23 protein-coding genes are annotated in these 19,461 nt (G+C 72.7%); 15 read left to right on the top strand and 8 right to left on the bottom strand.

Going from position 1 to position 19,461, the window contains the following annotated elements; translation table 11 throughout:
* The first annotated feature begins 7 nt into the window (after positions 1-7).
* The 8 genes from AB0F61_RS30905 to AB0F61_RS30870 all read left to right on the top strand — a co-directional run bounded on the left by AB0F61_RS30905 (position 8) and on the right by AB0F61_RS30870 (position 5,467).
* Positions 8-1,312: a cysteine desulfurase gene (locus tag AB0F61_RS30905; protein WP_357816903.1), complete on the top strand. Its 1,305-nt coding sequence runs from the start codon at positions 8-10 to the stop codon at positions 1,310-1,312.
* The gene (gene sufU / locus AB0F61_RS30900) at positions 1,312-1,785 is read left to right on the top strand and encodes a Fe-S cluster assembly sulfur transfer protein SufU (protein ID WP_357816901.1); all 474 of its coding nucleotides are present in this window, start codon (positions 1,312-1,314) and stop codon (positions 1,783-1,785) included. Before AB0F61_RS30905 ends, sufU begins: the two co-directional genes overlap by 1 nt.
* A gap of 67 nt (positions 1,786-1,852) precedes the next feature.
* On the top strand, positions 1,853-2,332 hold the full coding sequence (locus AB0F61_RS30895; protein WP_357816898.1) for a metal-sulfur cluster assembly factor: 480 nt from the start codon (positions 1,853-1,855) through the stop codon (positions 2,330-2,332).
* 175 nt (positions 2,333-2,507) lie between these two features.
* On the top strand, positions 2,508-3,116 hold the full coding sequence (locus AB0F61_RS30890; protein ID WP_357816895.1) for a TIGR03086 family metal-binding protein: 609 nt from the start codon (positions 2,508-2,510) through the stop codon (positions 3,114-3,116).
* 277 nt (positions 3,117-3,393) lie between these two features.
* Positions 3,394-4,020 carry a LysE family transporter gene (locus AB0F61_RS30885; protein WP_357816892.1) on the top strand — a complete coding sequence of 209 codons (627 nt, stop codon included), beginning with the start codon at positions 3,394-3,396 and terminating at the stop codon, positions 4,018-4,020.
* A gap of 37 nt (positions 4,021-4,057) precedes the next feature.
* On the top strand, positions 4,058-4,714 hold the full coding sequence (locus tag AB0F61_RS30880; RefSeq protein ID WP_357816890.1) for an acVLRF1 family peptidyl-tRNA hydrolase: 657 nt from the start codon (positions 4,058-4,060) through the stop codon (positions 4,712-4,714).
* A gap of 67 nt (positions 4,715-4,781) precedes the next feature.
* Positions 4,782-5,081 (top strand): muconolactone Delta-isomerase family protein, encoded by a 300-nt coding sequence (locus tag AB0F61_RS30875; protein WP_357816887.1) that lies wholly within the window; start codon positions 4,782-4,784, stop codon positions 5,079-5,081.
* A gap of 26 nt (positions 5,082-5,107) precedes the next feature.
* Entirely contained in the window at positions 5,108-5,467 is a 360-nt protein-coding gene (locus tag AB0F61_RS30870) for an SgcJ/EcaC family oxidoreductase (protein WP_357816885.1), read from the top strand.
* A 59-nt stretch (positions 5,468-5,526) separates the two neighbouring features.
* Here the strand turns inward: AB0F61_RS30870 and AB0F61_RS30865 are convergent, their stop codons facing one another.
* Positions 5,527-6,453, bottom strand: a complete 927-nt coding sequence (locus AB0F61_RS30865; RefSeq protein ID WP_357816882.1) for a neutral zinc metallopeptidase — start codon at positions 6,451-6,453, stop codon at positions 5,527-5,529.
* A gap of 262 nt (positions 6,454-6,715) precedes the next feature.
* On the opposite strand from AB0F61_RS30865, the gene AB0F61_RS30860 reads away from it, so the two are divergent.
* Positions 6,716-8,320 carry an ABC-F family ATP-binding cassette domain-containing protein gene (locus AB0F61_RS30860; protein ID WP_357816880.1) on the top strand — a complete coding sequence of 535 codons (1,605 nt, stop codon included), beginning with the start codon at positions 6,716-6,718 and terminating at the stop codon, positions 8,318-8,320.
* 20 nt (positions 8,321-8,340) lie between these two features.
* Here the strand turns inward: AB0F61_RS30860 and AB0F61_RS30855 are convergent, their stop codons facing one another.
* Positions 8,341-8,940, bottom strand: a complete 600-nt coding sequence (locus AB0F61_RS30855) for a cadmium resistance transporter (protein ID WP_357816877.1) — start codon at positions 8,938-8,940, stop codon at positions 8,341-8,343.
* Positions 8,941-9,156: 216 nt separating this feature from the next.
* Between AB0F61_RS30855 and AB0F61_RS30850 the strand changes: the two genes are divergently transcribed.
* The 3 genes from AB0F61_RS30850 to AB0F61_RS30840 all read left to right on the top strand — a co-directional run bounded on the left by AB0F61_RS30850 (position 9,157) and on the right by AB0F61_RS30840 (position 12,289).
* On the top strand, positions 9,157-9,384 hold the full coding sequence (locus AB0F61_RS30850; RefSeq protein ID WP_007462679.1) for a helix-turn-helix domain-containing protein: 228 nt from the start codon (positions 9,157-9,159) through the stop codon (positions 9,382-9,384).
* Positions 9,385-9,430: 46 nt separating this feature from the next.
* Positions 9,431-10,198, top strand: a complete 768-nt coding sequence (locus AB0F61_RS30845) for an enoyl-CoA hydratase/isomerase family protein (RefSeq protein ID WP_357816875.1) — start codon at positions 9,431-9,433, stop codon at positions 10,196-10,198.
* Positions 10,199-10,312: 114 nt separating this feature from the next.
* Positions 10,313-12,289, top strand: coding sequence for an ABC transporter ATP-binding protein (locus AB0F61_RS30840; protein WP_357816957.1), 1,977 nt, complete (start codon positions 10,313-10,315; stop codon positions 12,287-12,289).
* A gap of 110 nt (positions 12,290-12,399) precedes the next feature.
* On the opposite strand, the gene mug is transcribed toward AB0F61_RS30840, so the two are convergent.
* The 6 genes from mug to AB0F61_RS30810 all read right to left on the bottom strand — a co-directional run bounded on the left by mug (position 12,400) and on the right by AB0F61_RS30810 (position 16,659).
* Positions 12,400-12,993: a G/U mismatch-specific DNA glycosylase gene (gene mug, locus AB0F61_RS30835; RefSeq protein ID WP_357816872.1), complete on the bottom strand. Its 594-nt coding sequence runs from the start codon at positions 12,991-12,993 to the stop codon at positions 12,400-12,402.
* On the bottom strand, positions 12,990-13,751 hold the full coding sequence (locus AB0F61_RS30830) for an SDR family oxidoreductase (protein ID WP_357816869.1): 762 nt from the start codon (positions 13,749-13,751) through the stop codon (positions 12,990-12,992). The genes mug and AB0F61_RS30830 overlap by 4 nt, the downstream gene beginning before the upstream one ends.
* The gene (locus tag AB0F61_RS30825; protein ID WP_357816866.1) at positions 13,736-14,260 is read right to left on the bottom strand and encodes a hypothetical protein; all 525 of its coding nucleotides are present in this window, start codon (positions 14,258-14,260) and stop codon (positions 13,736-13,738) included. Before AB0F61_RS30825 ends, AB0F61_RS30830 begins: the two co-directional genes overlap by 16 nt.
* The gene (locus AB0F61_RS30820) at positions 14,257-15,075 is read right to left on the bottom strand and encodes a DUF692 domain-containing protein (RefSeq protein ID WP_357816864.1); all 819 of its coding nucleotides are present in this window, start codon (positions 15,073-15,075) and stop codon (positions 14,257-14,259) included. The genes AB0F61_RS30825 and AB0F61_RS30820 overlap by 4 nt, the downstream gene beginning before the upstream one ends.
* Positions 15,072-16,004 carry a TIGR04222 domain-containing membrane protein gene (locus tag AB0F61_RS30815; RefSeq protein WP_357816862.1) on the bottom strand — a complete coding sequence of 311 codons (933 nt, stop codon included), beginning with the start codon at positions 16,002-16,004 and terminating at the stop codon, positions 15,072-15,074. Before AB0F61_RS30815 ends, AB0F61_RS30820 begins: the two co-directional genes overlap by 4 nt.
* An 82-nt stretch (positions 16,005-16,086) precedes the next feature.
* Positions 16,087-16,659 carry a TetR/AcrR family transcriptional regulator gene (locus AB0F61_RS30810; protein ID WP_234591495.1) on the bottom strand — a complete coding sequence of 191 codons (573 nt, stop codon included), beginning with the start codon at positions 16,657-16,659 and terminating at the stop codon, positions 16,087-16,089.
* A gap of 77 nt (positions 16,660-16,736) precedes the next feature.
* Between AB0F61_RS30810 and AB0F61_RS30805 the strand changes: the two genes are divergently transcribed.
* From AB0F61_RS30805 to AB0F61_RS30795, 3 genes are all read left to right on the top strand, one after another.
* Positions 16,737-17,597 carry a carbon-nitrogen hydrolase family protein gene (locus AB0F61_RS30805; RefSeq protein WP_357816859.1) on the top strand — a complete coding sequence of 287 codons (861 nt, stop codon included), beginning with the start codon at positions 16,737-16,739 and terminating at the stop codon, positions 17,595-17,597.
* A 65-nt stretch (positions 17,598-17,662) separates the two neighbouring features.
* The gene (locus AB0F61_RS30800; RefSeq protein ID WP_355032787.1) at positions 17,663-18,307 is read left to right on the top strand and encodes an HAD family hydrolase; all 645 of its coding nucleotides are present in this window, start codon (positions 17,663-17,665) and stop codon (positions 18,305-18,307) included.
* Between the two features lie 189 nt (positions 18,308-18,496).
* Positions 18,497-19,429: an RIO1 family regulatory kinase/ATPase gene (locus tag AB0F61_RS30795; protein ID WP_357816855.1), complete on the top strand. Its 933-nt coding sequence runs from the start codon at positions 18,497-18,499 to the stop codon at positions 19,427-19,429.
* Positions 19,430-19,461 lie beyond the last annotated feature (32 nt).

The raw sequence follows: 19,461 nt of genomic DNA, 5'->3' as shown, positions 1-19,461 counted from the left end.
TGCCGAGATGACCAGCATCGCGATCCCCGCGGGGATGCCGCAGTACGACGACGTGCCACGTTTCGACGTGGCCCGGGTACGCGCCGACTTCCCGATCCTGAGCCGGGAGATCAACGGGCACCCGCTGGTCTACCTCGACAGCGCCAACACCTCGCACAAGCCCCGTCAGGTGCTCGACGTGCTCGACGAGCACTACGCGCGGCACAACGCCAACGTGTCGCGTTCGGTGCACACCCTGGGCACCGAGGCCACCGAGGCGTACGAGGGGGCGCGGGCCAAGGTCGCCGCGTTCATCAACGCGCCGAGCGTCGACGAGGTGGTGTTCACCAAGAACTCCACCGAGGCGATCAACATCGTGGCGTACGCCTTCTCGAACGCCTCGCTGCGCGCGGACGGCGACCCGCGGTTCCGGCTGGGGCCGGGCGACGAGGTGGTGATCTCCGAGATGGAGCACCACTCGAACATCGTCCCGTGGCAACTGCTCTGCGAACGGACCGGTGCGACCCTGCGCTGGTTCCCCGTCACCGAGCAGGGCCGGCTGGACGAGTCGGGCCTGGACGACCTGGTCACCGAACGGACGAAGATCGTCTCGTTGGTGCACATGTCGAACATCCTCGGCACTGTCAACGCCACCTCCCGCATCACCGCGCGGGTCCGTGAGGTGGGCGCGCTGCTGCTGCTGGACTGCTCGCAGTCGGTGCCGCACCTGCCGATCGACGTGGTCGACCTGGACGCCGACTACATCGTCTTCACCGGCCACAAGATGCTCGGCCCGACAGGTATCGGCGTGCTCTGGGGCCGGGCCGAGCTGCTGGCGGCCATGCCGCCGGTGTTCGGCGGTGGTTCGATGATCGAGACGGTCACCATGGCCCGCTCGACGTTCGCCGCGCCGCCGGCCCGGTTCGAGGCGGGCACGCCGCCGATCGCCGAGGCGGTCGCGCTCGGCGCGGCGGTGGACTACCTCACCGGGATCGGCATGCCGGCCATCCAGTGGCATGAGAAGGAGCTGACGGCGTACGCGCTGGACGCCCTCGGCGCGGTGCCCGACCTGCGGATCTTCGGCCCGACCGTGCCGGTCGGCCGAGGCGGCACCATCTCGTTCGCGCTGGGTGACGTGCACCCGCACGACGTGGGTCAGGTGCTGGACTCGCTCGGCGTGCAGGTGCGGGTGGGCCACCACTGCGCGAAGCCGGTGTGCAGCCGGTTCGGCGTCCCGGCGATGACCCGGGCCTCGTTCTACCTCTACACCACCACCGAGGAGATCGACGCTCTGGTGGCCGGTCTGGAGCAGGTGCGGAAGGTGTTCGACTGATGCAGCTCGACCAGCTCTACCAGGAGATCATCCTGGACCACTACAAGCGCCCGCACGGGCGTGGTCTGCGCGACGCCGAGGACCCGGGTGACCAGGTCGCGGAGGCGCACCACGTCAACCCCACCTGCGGCGACGAGGTCACCGTGCGGGTGGCCACCGACGGTGACGTGCTGCACGACATCTCGTACGACGGGATGGGCTGCTCGATCAGCCAGGCGTCGGCGAGCGTGCTGCACGAGTTGCTGCGCGGTCGGGGCGCCGGGGAAGCTTTCGAGGTGCACGAGGCGTTCGTGGAGTTGATGTCCGGGCGTGGTCAGGTCACGCCGGACGAGGACGTGCTCGGTGACGGGGTTGCTTTCGCGGGTGTGGCCCGCTACCCCGCCCGGGTCAAGTGCGCGCTGCTGCCGTGGATGGCGTTCAAGGACGCCGCGGCACGCGCCGGTGTGGGCGTGAGCCCGGAGGTGAAGGCGTGAGCGAGCGTCAGCGAGCGAATGAAACAGTGGTGCCTTGTGGCATCACGCAGCGAAGCGGAGGGACGGCATGAGCGAGAACACCGCTACCGCGGCGACGCCGGAGGCCGGTGACGCGGTCACGGCACCGCAGACCGACGCCGTGACGACCGATGGTGCCGTGACGACCGATGGTGCCGTGCCGCCGGCTGCCGGCGACGCCGTCGCCCCGGCGGGCGGCGTCAGCAAGGCCATGATCGCCGACATCGAAGAGGCGATGAAGGACGTCGTCGACCCGGAGCTGGGCATCAACGTGGTCGACCTGGGCCTCGTGTACGGCGTGCACGTCGACGACGAGAACGTCGCCACTCTCGACATGACGCTCACCTCGGCGGCCTGCCCGCTGACCGACGTGATCGAGGACCAGGCCCGGCAGGCGCTGACCACCGGCCCCGGCGGCGGCCTGGTCAACGACATCCGGATCAACTGGGTGTGGCTCCCGCCGTGGGGCCCGGACAAGATCACCGATGAGGGCCGGGACCAGCTCCGTTCCCTCGGCTTCAACGTCTGAGCCGACTCCGTTCGCCATCGTCGAGCGCGGTCCCCGTCCGGGGTGCCGCGCTCGACGCGTTTCCGGACCAGCCGCGAATCAATAGTGGAACGGATCATTCCGGTCTGCTAGACTGATCTCAGAACGGAGCGGAATATTCCGCTCCGCGAGCGGTAGTCGGCGGAGGGTCAGGACGATGAGCGAGATGGCAGCGGCACAGTGGCGGACCGTGCTCGACCGGGCCCACAAGGCCCTCATGACGACAGTGGAGAGGGTTCCGGCCGACGCCTGGGAGCGGCCCACCCCGTGCGAGGGGTGGACGGTCACCCAGGTGCTTCAGCACGCGACAGGCGACCAGATCGCCTTCGCGGCGGCGATCGTCGGCGGCCCGGGGCCGGCAGAGGACCCGTTCGCACCCTCCGGCCGGGTCGACGGTGACAAGCTGGTCGGCCTTCGCGCCGCCCTCGACGCCTCCGCCCGAGCCTGGGCGGGTGTCGCCGCCGACGACCCGCAGGTGCCCACGCCGCTGCCGCAGGGCAAGCTTCCGGCCCGGGTGGGTGCCGTCGCCTGCGCCCTCGACGCGGCGGTGCACGCCTGGGACATCGCGGCGGCCACCGGCCAGCCGTCCCCGCTCGACGACGAACTGGCCCGCCCCCTGCTGGAGGTCGCCCGGCAGATCGTCGAGCCGCTGCGGGCCTACGGCGCGTACGCCCCGGCGATCACCACCGGCCCGGAGGTCGACGAGGTCAGCGCCCTGCTCTCCTACCTTGGTCGCGAGCCCCAGTGGGGCGCCGGGAGGGCCTGATCGGCCTGGCGGCCCCGGTGGACCCCACGAGCGTTCTCGATCACCGAGGTGGTGGTCTCGGCGAGTCGCAGAGGCCACCACCTTGAGGTTCGAGCACGATCTCGGGGTCGAACCGCAGGGTTCGAGGCGCGGAAAACCGGTGGCGGGGCTGGTGCGTCGGCGCGCAGGATGCGGACGTGACTGAGGCGTACCCGATGCAGGTCCCTGTCCGCGCGGCGACTGCCGTGCGTCGACAGCGGCCGCTACGGGGGCGAGCCTCGACCCGCCACCGACTCCCGTGACCGAGGCGCTGCTCGCCGGTCTGGTGGCCGGGTACGGCGTCGCCATCCCGGTCGGCGCGATCGCGATCCTGATCCTGGGCCTGAGTGCTCGTACCTCGTTCCGGGTCGGTGCTGCGGCGGCGCTCGCGGTGGCGACGGCCGACGGGCTCTACGCGGCGGTCGCCGCGCTCGGGGGCGCCGGCCTGGCCGGGGTCGTCGCGCCGGTCGCCGGGCCGCTGCGGGTGGTCGCGGCTGCCGTCCTGCTGGGGCTGGCCGCGCACGGCCTGTGGCGGACCTGGTCCGCGCACCGGACGCGGCGGACGCCCACGGCCTCCGCCGGTGGGGGTCTGAGCACTCCGGGGCGGGCCTACGCGGCGTTGCTCGGGCTGACCCTGCTCAACCCGGCGACGGTTCTCTACTTCACCGCGCTGGTGCTCGGCCGGCGGGACACCGCCGGCGCGGGCGCGCCGGCGCTCTTCGTGGCGGGCGTGTTCCTGGCGTCGGCGAGTTGGCAGCTGCTCATCGCCGGCGGCGGCACCGTGGTCGGTCGGGCGTTGAGCAGTCCGCGCGGGCGGCTGGTCACCGGCCTGGTCTCCAGCGCGCTGATCGCCGCGCTGGCGGTGGTCGCGCTGCTGCCGGGCTGAGCGCCCTGCCTGGCTGGGCGTGCCGTACGGTCGGGCGATGACCAGTCGACCCGCAGCCGGGGGCGGCCGGTGGGTGGAGGTCGATCCGGCCCGCGTCGGCCGCTGGGTCGAGGGCTTCGCCGACCGGCACGGCCCGCACACCACCACCACGCGGGAGTACGGGCTGCTGCTCACCGCCGACGACGGGGCGACCGCGGAGCTGTACGCCCCACCCGGGGCGCCGGCCAGCGATGACGTCGCCGGGTTCGTGGCCGCCGCCGTGACGCCCCGCCGGATCGGCCTGCTGCTGGCCCGCAAGGGCGCGGTGGCTGTCGGCGTGGCCGAGGGCGCGGCTCTCGTCGTCTCCAAGGTGGACAGCCGCTACGTGCAGGGGCGCACCGCCGCGGGCGGATGGTCACAGCAGCGGTTTGCCCGGCGGCGCGACAACCAGGCCAAGGCGGCGATGGGTGATGCGGCGGACCTGGCCGTACGCCTGCTCCTGCCGGCGGTGGCGACGCTGACCGCTGTGGTCTGCGGCGGGGACCGGCGGGCGGTGGACACGGTGCTGGCCGACCGCCGGTTGGCCCCGCTCGTGCCGCTGCGCGCGGAGCGGCTGCTCGACGTTCCGGAGCCGCGGCACGCCGTGCTCGTCGCGGCGGCGACCGCGGCCCGTGCGGTGCAGATCCGACTGCGCGACCCGGCACCGGTCGGCTGAGGAGACGACCGCCACGCAAAACGGGGTTCCTGACCTGCCGCCGTGCCGCTGGTCGGAGGATGGGCAGGTGGAGTTTCTGGTGGACATGGTGACGACGGTGCCGGAGGGCACGTCCGAGGACGAGGTGGCCGCGATGCGTGCGCGTGAGGCGGCACGGTCGGCCGCGCTGGCGACGCAGGGCAGTCTCCTGCGACTGTGGCGACCCCCGCTGGGGCCGGGGGAGTGGCGTACGTGGGGGCTCTTCGAGGCCGACGACGCCGAGGCCCTGGACGGGGTGCTCGCGTCGATGCCGTTGCGGGCCTGGCGGCGGGAGAGCGTCACGCCGTTGACACCGCACCCGAACGACCCGGGTCAGCCGGCCCGGTGACCCGCGACGCCAGTAGGGAGATCACCATGTCCGACGACCAGATCCTGCGTACGGTCCTCGACCGGTGGGCGTCGGCGGTCGACGCCCACGAGCCGGAGCGTGTCGCGTCGTGCTTCACCGGGGACGCGATCTTCCAGGGATTGCACCCGTACTCCGTGGGTCGGGCCGGGGTCGCCGCGTACTACGCCGCCCAGCCGCTCGGCCTGACCGCCGCGTACGACATCCGGGAGGTCCGCCGACTCGCCGACGACCTGGTCCTCGGCTATCTGGAGGTGCGGTTCGGCTTCACCGACCGCCCCACCCTGACCGTGTACCTCGGCGTGCTCGTGCGGCGGATCGACGACGACTGGCTGATCGCGCACTACCAGGTCTCCAAGCTCGACTAGACCGACGACCGCCCCGCCAGCGCGGTCGGCGCTGACGGGGCGGGTCAGGTCGGATCAGGTCAGAGCTGGTCGGTGCCGAAGGTGTCACAGGTCTTCGGGTCGCCGCTGTCGTGGCCCTGCTGGAACCAGCGCTGCCGCTGCTCAGAGGTGCCGTGGGTGAACGAGTCCGGGTTGACCTGCCCGCCGGAGCGTTCCTGGATGCTGTCGTCGCCGATCGCCTCGGCGGCGTTCAGCGCCTCGGTGATGTCGGTCTGGGTGATCGACTTGAACAGCGGTTCCTCGCCGTTCTCGTCCTTGGTCTCGGTGGCGTGCTTGGCCCAGGCGCCGGCGTAGCAGTCGGCCTGCAACTCCAGCCGGACGGACGCGGAGCGGGGGCCGCTCTGGTCGCCCTGGCCGGCCTTCTCGTTGGTGCCGAGCAGGTTCTGGATGTGGTGTCCGTACTCGTGGGCGAGCACGTAGGGCTGCGCGAACTCGCCCTTGGCGCCGAACCGGGAGGCCAGCTCCTCGTAGAAGCTCAGGTCGATGTAGACCTGCCGGTCGGCGGGGCAGTAGAACGGGCCGACGCCCGAGTCGGCCTGGCCGCAGCCGGTGTTCACGGCGGCCTGGAAGTAGTTGGTGTCGGTCGGCTCGTACTTCCCGTTGCCCAGCTTCGGGTACGCCGTCTGCCAGTAGGCCTGGATGCTGTTGACGTAGGCCAGGTTGCGGCAGCGCAGGTCGTCGAAGCGCTGCGGGTTGTCGCGCGAGCAGAGCTGCTCCAGGTCGGTGCCGCCGGCCTGCCCGCCGCCCTCGTCGCCGTTGGTCATCGCGTTCAGGCCGAACCCGCCGCCGAGCAGCGCGACAAGCACTGCCACCACGATGCCGATCAGCCCGCCGCGACCACCGCCGCCGCCCGGCAGTGGAATGCCGAGGCCGCCGCCCCCTCCACCGCCTCGACCCCGGTCGTTGACCTGGGAGGTGTCGAGTTCGGCCCGCTCGTTGAGTTCCATGCTGACCCCGATCGCCGTATGCCGTGAATGTCGTGTGAATGTCGTTCTGTCGGTGAAGTGCCGGACGGGGTCCGGACAGCGCTTTCGATACCCGATGATCTTGATCGGTAATCCGGGCGGGCCCTCCAGCGGCGCCCGGTACACTTGTCGGGTGCTGCGCTGCGAAGGCTGAACCGCCCCGCGCCGTCGGGCCTCTAGGGCCCGCCGGCCGTTTCGCGTGCCCCGAGTCAGCCTTCCAGACCCCGAGAGCGAGCCCGAAAACATGATCACAGCCACCGGCCTGGAACTGCGTGCCGGTTCCCGGATCCTGCTGTCCGACACCACCCTGCGCGTGCAGCCGGGTGACCGGATCGGCCTGGTCGGTCGCAACGGCGCCGGCAAGACCACCACGCTGAAGGTGCTCGCCGGCGAGGGGCAGCCGTATTCCGGCCAGATCGACACGCGCAGCGCCATCGGCTACCTCCCGCAGGACCCGCGCACCGGTGACCTGGAGGTGACCGGTCGCGACCGGGTGCTCTCGGCACGCGGCCTGGACGTGCTGATGTCCCAGATGCAGGAGCTCGAGGCCCGCCTCGCCGAGGACGCCAGCGACAAGCTGGTCCGCCGCTACGGCGCGCTGGAGGACCAGTTCGCCGCGCTCGGCGGGTACGCCGCCGAGGCCGAGGCCGCCCGGATCTGCGCCAACCTCGGTCTGCCCGACCGGGCGCTCGCGCAGACCATCGGCACCCTCTCCGGCGGTCAGCGCCGGCGCATCGAGCTGGCCCGGATCCTGTTCCGCGACGCGGGCGAGAACGGCGGCGGCATCCTGCTGCTCGACGAGCCGACAAACCACCTCGACGCCGACTCGATCACCTGGTTGCGCGGCTTCCTCGCCAACCACAAGGGCGGCCTGATCGTGATCTCCCACGACGGCGCGCTGCTGGAGTCGGTGGTCAACAAGGTCTGGTTCCTCGACGCCACCCGATCCGTTGTCGACGTGTACAACCTGGGCTGGAAGGCGTACCTGGAGGCGCGCGAGACCGACGAGCGCCGCCGCCGTCGGGAGCGGGCCAACGCGGAGAAGAAGGCCGGCGCGTTGATGGCGCAGGCCGACAAGATGCGGGCCAAGGCCACCAAGACCGTGGCGGCGCAGAACATGGCCCGCCGCGCCGAGAAGCTGATCTCGGGCCTGGAGGAGGTACGGGTCGCCGACCGGGTGGCCAAGGTGCGTTTCCCCAACCCCGCGCCGTGCGGCAAGACCCCGCTCACCGCGACCGGCCTGTCCAAGTCGTACGGCTCGCTGGAGATCTTCACCGACGTCAACGTCGCGGTGGACCGGGGCTCCCGGGTGGCCATCCTCGGGCTCAACGGCGCCGGCAAGACGACCCTGCTGCGGATGCTCGGCGGGCTGCTCACCCCGGACACCGGCGAGGTGCACGCGGGTCACGGCCTGCGGTTGGGCTACTACGCCCAGGAGCACGAGACGCTCGACGTGGAGCGGACCGTGTTGGAAAACATGCGTGCCGCCGCCGTCGAGCAGTCCGACACCGACCTGCGCAAGATCCTCGGCGCGTTCCTCTTCTCCGGTGACGACGTGAACAAGCCGGCCGGGGTGCTCTCCGGTGGTGAGAAGACCCGGCTGGCCCTGTCCACCCTCGTCTGTTCCGGTGCCAACGTGCTGCTGCTCGACGAGCCGACCAACAACCTCGACCCGGTCAGCCGGGAGCAGGTGCTCGACGCGATCGCCAACTATCCGGGCGCGATCGTCCTGGTCACCCACGACCCGGGGGCGGTGCTCGCGCTCAAGCCGGACCGCGCGATCCTGCTGCCCGACGGTGACGAGGACGCCTGGAGCGACGACCTGCTCGAGCTGGTCGAGCTGGCCTGACGGGCTGGCTCGGCCTGCTCTCAGCCGAGCAGGTCGACGAGTCGGCCGAGCACACCGGAGCTGACCAGGATCACCACCCCGACACCGACGAAGATCGCCGGAACCAGCCAGTGGCCCGCGCGCTCGACGAGCGCGACCACGCGGGGGTGCCCGCCCAGCCAGGCGGCCGCGGCGCACCACAGGGCGATCAGCAGCACGAACACCAGCAGGAAGATCGCGCTGTCGGCTGCGCCCAGGGCCCGGAAGACGGGTACGTAGACGGCCACGTTGTCGGCGCCGTTGGCGATCGTCACCCCGGCCACCCCGAGCAGGCCGGTGACGACGGTGGGGGTCTCGTCGTCGTCGGAGCCGCGGAGCGCGCGTACGCCCAGCGCGATCGGCAGCAGCCCGAGCAGCCCTGTCCACGGGTCCGGCACCACCAGCAGGCCGGCCGCGACCACAGTGCTGGCCAGCGCCAGCGCGCCGATGCCGAGGTATTGGCCGGCGACGATCTGCCAGGGGCGGGGCCGCCCGGTGGTGCGGGCCGCGACGAAGAACAGGGTCAGGATGACGATGTCGTCGATGTCGGTGGCGGCGAAGACCACTGCCGCTCCGGCCGTGGTGCCCAACAGGTCGATCACGACCGAAGGCTACGGGTCGCCGGCAGCCGCCAGCAGCCGGCGGTGGTACGCCTGGACATCGCGCCGGGGTCGATTGCCAGGATCACTCTATCGGGAAGCTGACATTGCATAGCGTGTCGGTTGGCGAAGAGTTGATATCTGGCGCATGATCGTTCGAGGCGGTCTAATAGGTGGGACCGTATCCGAACCGCACAGTCTGGGACGTGAGGACACAGCATGGCAGCCACTGGCACAGCCACCAGCACTGAGAAAGGTCGCCGGATCGTCGGAGCCGAGCGTCAGACGCTCGCCAAGGACCTGGTAAAGCGGTATACGTCGGGGGAGAGCATCCGCGCGTTGGCGGCCTCGACCGGCCGTTCCTACGGGTTCATCCACCGAGTGCTCACCGAGTCAGGGGTGCAGCTGCGTCAGCGCGGCGGTGCCCGGCGCCGCAAGAAGGCGTGACCCGCCTCCCAGCGTCGTCGACAAGCGCCACGCCCCGGGCCGCCCGGTGACCACCGAGGCGACCGGGGTTCGGTTGACCTGCGACGGGCCGGTCGCCACGGTGACGTTGTGCCGGCCCGACGTGCTCAATGCCCAGACGCCAACGATGTGGCGGGCGATGAGCGACTTCTCCCGCGAGCTGCCCGGCGACGTGCGGGTGGTGGTGGTCCGGGGCGAGGGGCGTGCGTTCTCCGCCGGCCTCGACCTCGCGGTGGCTGGCGCTTCCGGCCCCGGCTCCTTCGCGGAGCTGGCCACGCTGCCCGAGCAGGAATGCGCTGAGCGCATCGCGGAGTTCCAGGCGGGCTTCACCTGGCTGCACCGGCCGGACGTCATCTCTATCGCGGCCGTGCGGGGCCACGCGATCGGTGCCGGCTTTCAGCTCGCGCTCGCCTGTGACCTGCGAGTGCTGGCCGCGGATGCGAAGCTGTCCATGGCCGAGGTGACCCTGGGCCTGGTGCCCGACCTGGCCGGCACGAAGCGCCTCGTGGAGCTGGTCGGCTATTCGCGGGCACTGGAGATCTGCGCGACCGGCCGCCGGTTGGACGCCGCCGAGGCGGACCGGATCGGGCTGGCGACGGTGGTGGTGCCACCGGCCGAGCTGGATGGCGCGGTCCAGGACCTGACCGCCGGGCTGCTCGCCGGCGCCCGCGACGCGGTGGTGGAGATCAAGGCACTGCTGGCGGGCGCGGCGGGACGCTCGCACGCCGACCAGCAGCGCGCCGAGCGGGAGGCACAGACCCGCCGACTGCGCGACCTGGCGGGCCGGGGAGAATAGGTAAGGACCGGACGGGAAGATCCGGGTTACGACCGAGGTTGTCACAGTCGTCGGGAGAATTGGCCTGACGGTGCAGTCCGCCCGACGACCCGGAGGTGAGCGATGTCCAACCCGATGTCCGGCGGTGGCATGGTCGGGTGGAGCATGCTCCGGTCGATGCGCAACAGCGACGAGGTCTCCACGCACCGGCTCAAGCGCGGGGTCGCCCGACGCATCGTGGCCTTCGCCCAGCCCTACCGGCGCGACATCGTCGTCTTCCTGGTCACCGTGGTTCTGGCCGCCGTCATCGGCGTGGCCACACCGGTGCTGGCCGGCGACGTCATCAACGCCATCAACCGGGGTGGCACCGAGGCCGGCCGGCTCGTGGTGCGGCTGGCCCTGTTCATCGCCGCGCTGGCGGTCGCCGACGCGCTCCTCTCGCTGGCCCAACGGTGGTATTCGGCCCGGATCGGCGAGGGCATCATCTTCAACCTGCGCACCCGGGTCTACGACCACGTGCAGCGGATGCCGTTGCAGTTCTTCACGCGTACCCAGACCGGCGCACTGGTCAGCCGGCTCAACAACGACGTGCTCGGTGCGCAGCGGGCATTCACCTCGACGTTGTCCGGCGTGGTCAGCAACGTCATCCAGTTGGTGCTCACCGCGGCGGTGATGTTCACCCTCTCCTGGCAGATCACCGCGCTCTCGCTGGTGCTGCTACCGATCTTCATCATCCCGGCCCGCCGGGTCGGTCGGCGGCTGGCCGACATCACCCGCGAGTCGTACAACCTCGACGCCAAGATGAACGCGACGATGACCGAGCGGTTCGGGGTGGCCGGCGCGCTGCTGGTGAAGCTCTTCGGCCAGCCCGAGATCGAGGCCCGCCGGTTCGCCGGCCGGGCCGAACGGGTCCGCGACATCGGCATCCAGTCCGCGATGTACTCGCGCACGTTCTTCGTGGCGATGCTGCTTGTCGCCTCACTGGCGCAGGCGCTCACCTACGGCCTCGGTGGCTGGCTCGCCGTGACCGGCGGCGTCAGCGCGGGCACCGTCGTGACCCTCGCGCTGCTGCTCACCCGCCTCTACGGTCCGCTCACCGCACTCTCCAACGTGCGGGTGGACGTGATGAGCGCGCTCGTCTCGTTCGACCGGGTCTTCGAGGTGCTCGACCTCAAGCCGGGCATCGTGGAGAAGCCCGACGCGGTGGCGGTGCCCCGCGGCGCCGGCCGGGTCGACTTCCGCGACGTCCGGTTCCGCTACCCGAGTGCCGCCGAGATCTCCCTCGCCTCCCTGGAGGAGGTCGCCACGCTCGACCGCACCGTCAACGAGCCGGTGCTCAAGGGGGTCTCGTTCAGCGTCGAGCCGGGGCAGATGGTCGCGCTCGTCGGCCCGTCCGGCGCCGGCAAGTCGACGCTGTCGATGCTCATCTCCCGGATCTACGACGTCACCGACGGGCAGGTGCTGGTCGGCGGGGTCGACGTGCGGGACGCGACCCTCGCCTCCCTGCGCGACGAGATCGGCGTCGTCACCCAGGATTCGCACCTGTTCCACGAGACGATCGCCGAGAACCTGCGCTACGCCAAGCCGGACGCCACCGACGACGAGATCTGGGCGGCGCTCGCCGGCGCCCAGGTCGCCGACCTGGTCCGGTCGCTGCCCGACGGGTTGGACACCACGGTCGGGGAGCGCGGCTACCGCTTCTCCGGCGGCGAGAAGCAGCGCATCGCCATCGCCCGACTGCTGCTCAAGGCCCCGTCGATCGTGATCCTCGACGAGGCGACCGCACACCTGGATTCGGAGAGCGAGGCAGCGGTGCAGCGGGCGCTGTCGGTGGCGCTGGCCGGGCGTACCGCCCTGGTGATCGCGCACCGGCTCTCCACCGTCCGCGACGCCGACCAGATCCTCGTGCTCGACGGCGGGCGGATCGTCGAGCGCGGGCGTCACGAGGAGCTGGTCGCCGTCGGCGGGCTCTACGCCGAGCTGTACCGGACCCAGTTCGCGGTCGCCGACTCGCCCACCCCGTTCGTGGACGCGACGGGCCCGGAGCCGGTGGTCATGCCCCTGGGCACGTACCGCGCCGACGAGGTGCTGCCGCCGGCCGCCGCGAACTGACGGTCGGCTCCTCGGGTCCCGGCCGTCCGCGTGCGTTGATCGACTCGGGTTCCTGGAAGCCGGGGTGTCCTGGGTCACGTCGACAGCCCGACTTTCGGGGCCCGAGGTGGTCAGGACCGTCCCGGTAGGTGGGTCGCCACCCGCAACTCGGCGAACGCGGCGCCCAGCGTGACCGGCGTGAAGTGCGCGTTCAGGCCGCTCGGATTGGGCAGCACCCACAGCCGCGCCCCGGCCAACGACTCCGGTTGCGGCCCGAAGGTGGCCTTCGGCCGTTGAAAACCGATCCGGTACGCGGTCACTCCCACCACCGCCACCCAGCGCGGCCGGTAGCGGGCCACCTTGTCGGTCAGGATCACCGCACCGTCGAGCAGTTCCTCGGTGGTCAGCTCGTCAGCGCGGGCGCTGGCCCGGGCGGCCATGTTGGTGATGCCGAGGCCGAGGGCGGGCAGGTCGCCCTGCTCGCTCGGGTGCAGCAGCCGAGGGGTGAACCCGCCCCGGTGCAGCGCCGGCCAGAACCGGTTGCCGGGGCGGGCGAAGTGCCAGCCGGTGGCGGCCGACCAGAGGCCGGGATTGATGCCGACGAAGAGCACCGCCAGCCCCGGCGCGAGCACGTCGGGGATGGTCCGGTCCGCGGCCGCCGCCAGGTCGGCACGGGTCGGCCGGGGATGCCGGACGCCGGAGGGGCGGACCGGGTCGGGCGTCACAGCCCGCGAAGCGCGCCACCGTCGACCGGCAGTGTGATCCCGGTGAGGTAGCTCGCGGCGGGGGAGAGCACGAACGCGGCCACCCGGCCGAACTCGGCGGGGTCGCCGACGCGACGCAGCGGGATGCCGGCCTCCGCCTCGGCACGGGCCCGCTCCGGGTCGCCGGTCGCCCCGAACAGCTCCCGGTTGCGATCGGTCATGATCCGGCCGGGCAACAGGCCGACCACCCGGACCCCTCGCGGGCCGTAGTCGTCGGCGATGTCCTTGGCGGCGCCGACCAGGCCGGGCCGCAGACCGTTGGAGATGCCGAGACCGGGCACCGGGCCACGCGCCGAGGTGGAGAGCACCAGCCCGATCGCCCCGCCCTCGGGCAGCGCGCCGGCCACCGTGCGGACCGCGCGGATGGTGCCCAGGAAGACCGTCTCGAAGGAGAGTCGCCACTGCTCGTCGCTTATCGCCGCGGCGTTGCCCGGCGGTGGCCCGCCGACGGAGATCAGCGCGCCGTCGAGCCGGCCGAAGTGTTCCTGGGCGGCGGCGACGAGCTGCCCCGGGGTCTCCGGGTCGGCCAGGTCGGCGGTCAGCCCGACGGCATGCCCGGGGCCACCCAGCCGCTCGGCGGCCGCGGCAACCGCATCCGGGTCCCGGGCCGAGAGCACCACCCGCGCCCCGTCCGCGACCAGGCACTGCGCGGTCGCGTAACCCAGGCCCCGGGAGGCGCCGGTGAGGACGTACACGCGGTCGGTCAGTCCGAGATCCATAACGCCGATCCTGCCGCATCCGGCACACCGTCGCCAGCAAGGGTGGGTGTGCGCGGGGCGGGGCGCAGCAGGCGTACCCGACCGGCGATCTGCACCGCGACGGCCCCACCGGCGCGGCCCACCGCCGGCAGCCGGCGTGGACGCGGCGCCCGCAGCCCGTCGTAGCGCAGGCGCGCCTCCCGGACGGCCAACTCCTCGGCGGCCACCGGGGGCAGCGCCCGTTCTCCGCGCAGCGCACGGGCCAGGTCCCAGCCGTCGCGCAGTGACCCGGCGGTCGGTCGCCGTGCGGCCCAGCCGGCGAAGGTCGTCGTCCACCTGTCACCGAGGCCGGCGGCGAGCAGCGGCCAGTGTCGGGCCACCTCGCCGGCACGTTTGCGCAGCAGGGCCGCCCGGGTGGCGGCCAGTGGAGCCGGTGCGAACCCCGGCGGTGGAGGCCCGCCGGCGACAAGCGCCGCGACCAGCTCGGCCTGCCGCTCGGCGAGCCCGGCGCGCGGATCGGCGCCCGTCATGTCACGACCGGGAAGCCCGCGGTCGAGGCCAGGGCGTCCAGTTCGGCGCGCAGCTCGGCAGCCGGCGGGTAGTGACCGTCGCGTTCCAACAGCAGCGCCGGTGGCCGCCGCCGGGCGCAGAGCGCCTCGACCAGCTCCAGCACCACCGCCGGCACCGGGTCGGTGTGGGTGTCGTGGTAGAAGCGGCCGTGCTCCGCGCCGCCGGCCACGTGGGCGTACGCGACCCGCTCCAGCGGTAGCCGGTCCAGCAACGCCAGCGGGTCGGTGCCCCGGTTGCGGGCGTTGGCGTGCACGTTCGCCACATCCAGCAGCAGCAGCGCCCCGGTCCGGTCGAGGATCTCGGTGAGGAAGTCCGCCTCGTCCAACTCGTCGTCGGGCCAGTCGACGAGCGCGGCGATCGGTTCCAGCGCGATCGGCACCGGCAGTTCGGCCTGTGCCCGTGCCACGTTGGCGCAGACCGCGGCGACCGCCTCCCGGCTGCGCGGCAGCGGCAGCAGGTGCCCGGCTTCCAGGCCGCCCGCCCGGACGAACGCGATGTGCTCGCTGACCAGCGGCGCGTCGACACGGTGCGCGACCGCGGCCAGGTGGGCGACCCGGGCCGGGTCGACCGGCTCCGCGCCGCCGAGGGAGAGCCGCACCCCATGCGGTACGACGGTGACCCCACGCTCCCGCAGCCGGGCCAGGCCGGGTGGGAGTGGCCCGGACGCGGACACCCCCTCGGCCACCACCTCGACGAAGCGCAACCCGGGCAGGTCGGCCACGAAGCCGGCGATCTCCGGCCGCCAGCCGATGCCCACCCCGGACGGCCCGGTCATCCGCCGCACCCGCCGCCGCCTCCGCACCCGCCGCCACCACCGCAGGAACTGCCGCCGCCGGAGCTGTCCCCGCCGGAGCTGTCGCCGCCGCCGCTCGACCCGTCGGAGCCTCCCGTCCAGCCGGAGTTGCCCATGGCCTGGCGTTGGATCTCGGCCTGCTCGGCGAAGCCCGGGTCGAGCGCCCAGAGCGAGGCGGTGCCGTACAGCGCCACGCCCATCGCCGCGCCGGCCGCTCCGTAGGTGGCGTAGGCCGGCGCGGAGGCGGGCGCGAGGTGGGTGTGCTGGCGGCGGACGTCGCGCAGCGCGGCCCGTCCGGCCCGGGTGTGCCGGGGTGCCCGGCCCAGCAGCAGCACGGCGCCCAGCAGCCCGACCAGGGTGAGCAGCAGGTAACCCACCGGGCGGCCGTTGCCCAGGCCGAAGAGCAGTCGGAGTACGCCGAGGCCCAGCAGGGCCAGCGTGATCCTGTTCCAGAAGCTGGCTCGTGCACGCCAGGCGTCGGTCGTCAGCAACCCGCGCTCCTCCAGGCCGGCGCGGAGCTGGTCGAGTGCGGTGCGTACCCGCTCGTCCTGCGGCAGGTCCCGGACCCGCGCGTGCTGGTGGGCGGCCCAGTGGACGGCCTGGTCCAGTGGGGTGAGCCCGGTCGGCGCGGTGCCGCCGGTGGTCAGCCGACGGTCCGGTCGTACGCCGACCGCGCCGCTGCCGCGCAGCCCGCCCAGCGCGGCGTGCACCGCGAGCTGGGGGCCGCCGTTGAGGTACGCGACCTGCTGCGGCCCGAGCGGATCGAGCGTGGCGGGCCCGGAGGCGGTCAGCAGGCGGATCCGGTAGTACGCCCCGACCGCCACCACCACGACGGCCGCCACGAGGTAGAACCGCAGGAAGGTCGGACCGGGGATGCCCCAGGTGTCGCCGGACGCGGCGTTGACGATCATCGACTGCTCCTGTCGCCGGAGGGATCGGCGGCCCCATTGTGGAGCAGCCTCGCCACGGTCGGCGGACCGGTGCCTCCGGCGGTCAACGGCGGCGAACGGCCTCCTCGACCAGGTCGAGCACCGGGCCCAGGTCGCCGGCCGGTCGGCCCATCGCCAGGTGCAGCACCAGGCCGTCGTAGGCCAGCTCCAGGAACTGGGCCAGCACGTCGATCGGGACGTCCTCGCGCAGCACTCCGGCGTCGCGCTGGCGGGCCAACCGGTCGCGGGTCGCCTCGGCGATCGCGGCGGACCGCTCGGCCCAGCGCTTGGCGAACGCCGGGTCGGTGCGCAGCCGGCGGGAGACCTCCAGTTGGCTGCCCAGCCAGCCGGTGGTGTCCGGGGAGACGGCGCGGGCGAGCAGGTCGCGCATCACCTGCACCAGACCGTTTCGGGCCACCGTCTCCACCATGGCCGCGGCATCGTCCTCGGCGACGGCCAGGAAGAGCGAGTCCTTGTCGCGGAAGTGGTGGAAGATGGCGCCGCGGGACAGGCCGGTGGCCTCCTCGAGGCGGCGTACGGTGGCTCCCTCGTAGCCGAGCCGGGCGAAACACGCCCGTGCGGCGGCGAGGATCTCCTGCCGGCGCGCGTCGAGCTGGTCCTGGCTTACTCTGGGCACGCGTCGATCGTCGCAGGTCACCCCGGGGCATGCAAACCGTACGTACGGCTTGGAATGTCGCCGACTACCATCGCCCGGTGACCCTGCCCCGCACCGTGCCCACCGCCACGCTGACAGTGGCCGCCGTCCAGGCCACGCCCACGCCGGGAGACGTCGCCGGAAACGCGGTCGCCGCCGCCGACCTGGTTCGCCGGGCCGCCGACCTGGGCGCCCGGGTGGCCGTCCTGCCGGAGCTGTTCCTCTGCGCGTACCACCCGCCGACCCTCGCTGCCGACCCGGCCGGCACGGACGTCACGGCCGATCCGGCCGGTGGCGTCGCGGATCCCCGCCTCGACCCGCTGCGGGTCGCGGCGCGCGAATCCGGCGTCACAGTGCTCGTCGGTGCCGCCGCCCGACACCCGCACGGGCGGCGGACCATCGCCGCGCTGGTGGTCGACCGGGCCGGTGCGGTCCGGGTCGGCTACGACAAGCAGCAACTGTGGGGCGACGAACGCGAGCTGTTCAGCGCCGGCGATCGGGGTGCCACGCTGCTCGTCGACGACTGGCGGCTCGGCCTCGGCATCTGCTACGACGGTTGCTTCCCCGAGCACGGCCGGGCCGCCGCCCTCGACGGCGCACACGGCTACCTGTGCCCCAGCGGATACCTGGCCGGCTCCGAGCACCGCCGGGACCTCTACTACGCCGCACGAGCCCTGGACAACACCATGTTCGTGGTCTTCGCCAACGCGGTCGGCGGCGTCGACCCGTGGCGGTTCAACGGCGGCGCGGCGATCTACGACCCGCAGGGACGGGTGCTGGACCGGGGCGCCGACGACGGCACGGCGGTGGTGGTGGCGACGCTGGACCCGGCCGTGCTCGCGGCCACCCGGTCGGCCCACTCGATGCTCGCCGATCGGCCTGCGGACCAGGGCGGCCCTCGGTCGTCGATGTCCGGCTGAGCACATCGTCAGGTCGGTACCCGCTGCATCTGTTGGCGGACACGTCGGTCCCGTAGGGTGCCCGAGTGCCACTGCTCCTGCTGGACCTGGACAACACCCTGCTGGATCGGGCCGGGCCGTTCCGCCGCTGGGGTGAGCGCTTCCTGGACGGCATCGGCGCGCCCCCCACCGACATCGACTGGCTGATCTCGATCGACGCCGACGGGCTGACCGACCGGTGGGATCTCGCCGACGCCATCCGGGACCGCTACGAGCTGCGCATCCCCTCGATCGACCTGGTGGAGGAGCTGCACGACGGGGTGGTGGCGCAGACCCGGCTCGATCCGCTGACCGCCTGCGCGCTGCGGATCGCCGACGACGCCGGCTGGGTGCCGGTGGTGGTCTGCAACGGCACGGTACGCGTCGACGACGCCAAGATTCGCCGTACCGGCCTGGACCGCTACGTCGCGGACTGGGTGATCTCCGAGGAGGCCGGGGTGAGCAAGCCCAACCCGCGGATCTTCGCGCTCGCCGCCCAGCGGGTCCGGATGCCGCTGCGTGGCGCCTGGGTGGTCGGCGACAGCCCGGAGGCGGACATCGGTGGCGCCGCCGCGGTCGGGCTGCCCAGCGTCTGGCTGCACCGGGGGCGCACCTGGTCGGACGTCCGGTTCGCGCCCAGCCGTACCGCGGACGGGCTGATCGCCGCGGTCGCCACCATCCTCGCCCGCTGACCCCGGCGCCCCGTCGGCGGACGGCTGCGGTAATTCGGTTGACCGGCCGACGCGTCGCGGCGAGCATGGTCGGCGCATGGTTCATCCCGGGCGTGTGCCCGGTCGAGGGAAAAGGAGGTCGGCCATGGCCGTCTTCGCCTGTCGCTTCCAGCCTTCTTTCTCCACCTCGACCAAGGGGACCTCACCACAGTGCGCGATCACGACCTTCCGGCGCTTGAGCGCCGGAGCCGCGGCAAGAGCCGCTTCGACGACGACGAACCGCGGTTTCTGAAGCGCGGGCGGCACACCGAGCCGCCCGCAGACCCGGACAGCGCCCCTGATCCGGACACCGGCGAGCGCTGGTCGTCCTGGGACGACGCCGTCCACGGACCCCAGCCGCACCCGGGCTGGCTGATCACCGAGTTGGCCGCCAAGGACACCGAGTTGGGTGTGCTGAAGACCGGCAAGGAGGCGGACGTCCACCTGGTCCGCCGGGCCGTGCCCGACACCGACCGGTCCTGCCTGCTGGCGGTCAAGCGCTACCGCGACCCCGAGCACCGCCTGTTCCACCGGGACGCCGGCTATCTGGAGGGTCGCCGGGTGCGCCGCTCCCGGGAGAACCGGGCCATGGCCACCCGGACGGCGTTCGGCCGGCAGATGATCGCCGGGCAGTGGGCCGCCGCCGAGTTCGCGGCCCTGACCCGGCTCTGGGAGATCAGCGCCGGGCACGACCGGATCGCCGTGCCGTACCCGGTGCAACTGCGGGGCACCGAGCTGATGCTGGAGTTCGTCGGTGACGCCGAGTCGGGGGAGGCGGCGCCCCGGCTGGCCCAGCTCCGACCCGGCCCGGCCGAGCTGCGCGACCTGTGGAGCCAACTGGTGGAGGCGCTGCGGGTGCTGGCCCGGGCCGGCTACGCGCACGGTGACCTGTCGCCGTACAACCTGCTGGTGCACCGGGGTCGCCTGGTGGTGATCGACCTGCCGCAGGTGGTCGACGTGGTGGCGAACCCGCAGGGGCCGGAGTTCCTGGCTCGTGACGTGCGGGTGGTCGGCACCTGGTTCGCGGCCCGTGGTCTGCCCGCCGAGCGGGTCGACCCCGGCGCGTTGACCGGAGAGCTGCTGCGCGAGGCGGGGCTGCGCTGATCGGAGCGGGTCGGGCGGCCCCGCCGCCCGAC

It is taken from the genome of Micromonospora sp. NPDC023888, from assembly GCF_040639415.1.
Lineage (GTDB): Bacteria > Actinomycetota > Actinomycetes > Mycobacteriales > Micromonosporaceae > Micromonospora.
The sequence above is the reverse complement of the archived record's forward strand: the minus strand, read 5'-3'. Positions and strand labels throughout refer to the sequence as shown.

Coding starts and splice junctions, on each gene's coding strand:
- sufU (WP_357816901.1), top strand. CDS start 1,312: ATGCAGCTCGACCAGCTCTACCAGGAGATCATCCTGGACCACTACAAG.
- AB0F61_RS30815 (WP_357816862.1), bottom strand. CDS start 16,004: ATGATCGTCAACGCCGCGTCCGGCGACACCTGGGGCATCCCCGGTCCG.
- AB0F61_RS30890 (WP_357816895.1), top strand. CDS start 2,508: ATGAGCGAGATGGCAGCGGCACAGTGGCGGACCGTGCTCGACCGGGCC.
- AB0F61_RS30860 (WP_357816880.1), top strand. CDS start 6,716: ATGATCACAGCCACCGGCCTGGAACTGCGTGCCGGTTCCCGGATCCTG.
- AB0F61_RS30865 (WP_357816882.1), bottom strand. CDS start 6,453: ATGGAACTCAACGAGCGGGCCGAACTCGACACCTCCCAGGTCAACGAC.
- AB0F61_RS30830 (WP_357816869.1), bottom strand. CDS start 13,751: ATGGATCTCGGACTGACCGACCGCGTGTACGTCCTCACCGGCGCCTCC.
- AB0F61_RS30895 (WP_357816898.1), top strand. CDS start 1,853: ATGAGCGAGAACACCGCTACCGCGGCGACGCCGGAGGCCGGTGACGCG.
- AB0F61_RS30870 (WP_357816885.1), top strand. CDS start 5,108: ATGTCCGACGACCAGATCCTGCGTACGGTCCTCGACCGGTGGGCGTCG.
- AB0F61_RS30840 (WP_357816957.1), top strand. CDS start 10,313: ATGTCCGGCGGTGGCATGGTCGGGTGGAGCATGCTCCGGTCGATGCGC.
- AB0F61_RS30825 (WP_357816866.1), bottom strand. CDS start 14,260: ATGACGGGCGCCGATCCGCGCGCCGGGCTCGCCGAGCGGCAGGCCGAG.
- AB0F61_RS30880 (WP_357816890.1), top strand. CDS start 4,058: ATGACCAGTCGACCCGCAGCCGGGGGCGGCCGGTGGGTGGAGGTCGAT.
- AB0F61_RS30850 (WP_007462679.1), top strand. CDS start 9,157: ATGGCAGCCACTGGCACAGCCACCAGCACTGAGAAAGGTCGCCGGATC.
- AB0F61_RS30820 (WP_357816864.1), bottom strand. CDS start 15,075: ATGACCGGGCCGTCCGGGGTGGGCATCGGCTGGCGGCCGGAGATCGCC.
- AB0F61_RS30905 (WP_357816903.1), top strand. CDS start 8: ATGACCAGCATCGCGATCCCCGCGGGGATGCCGCAGTACGACGACGTG.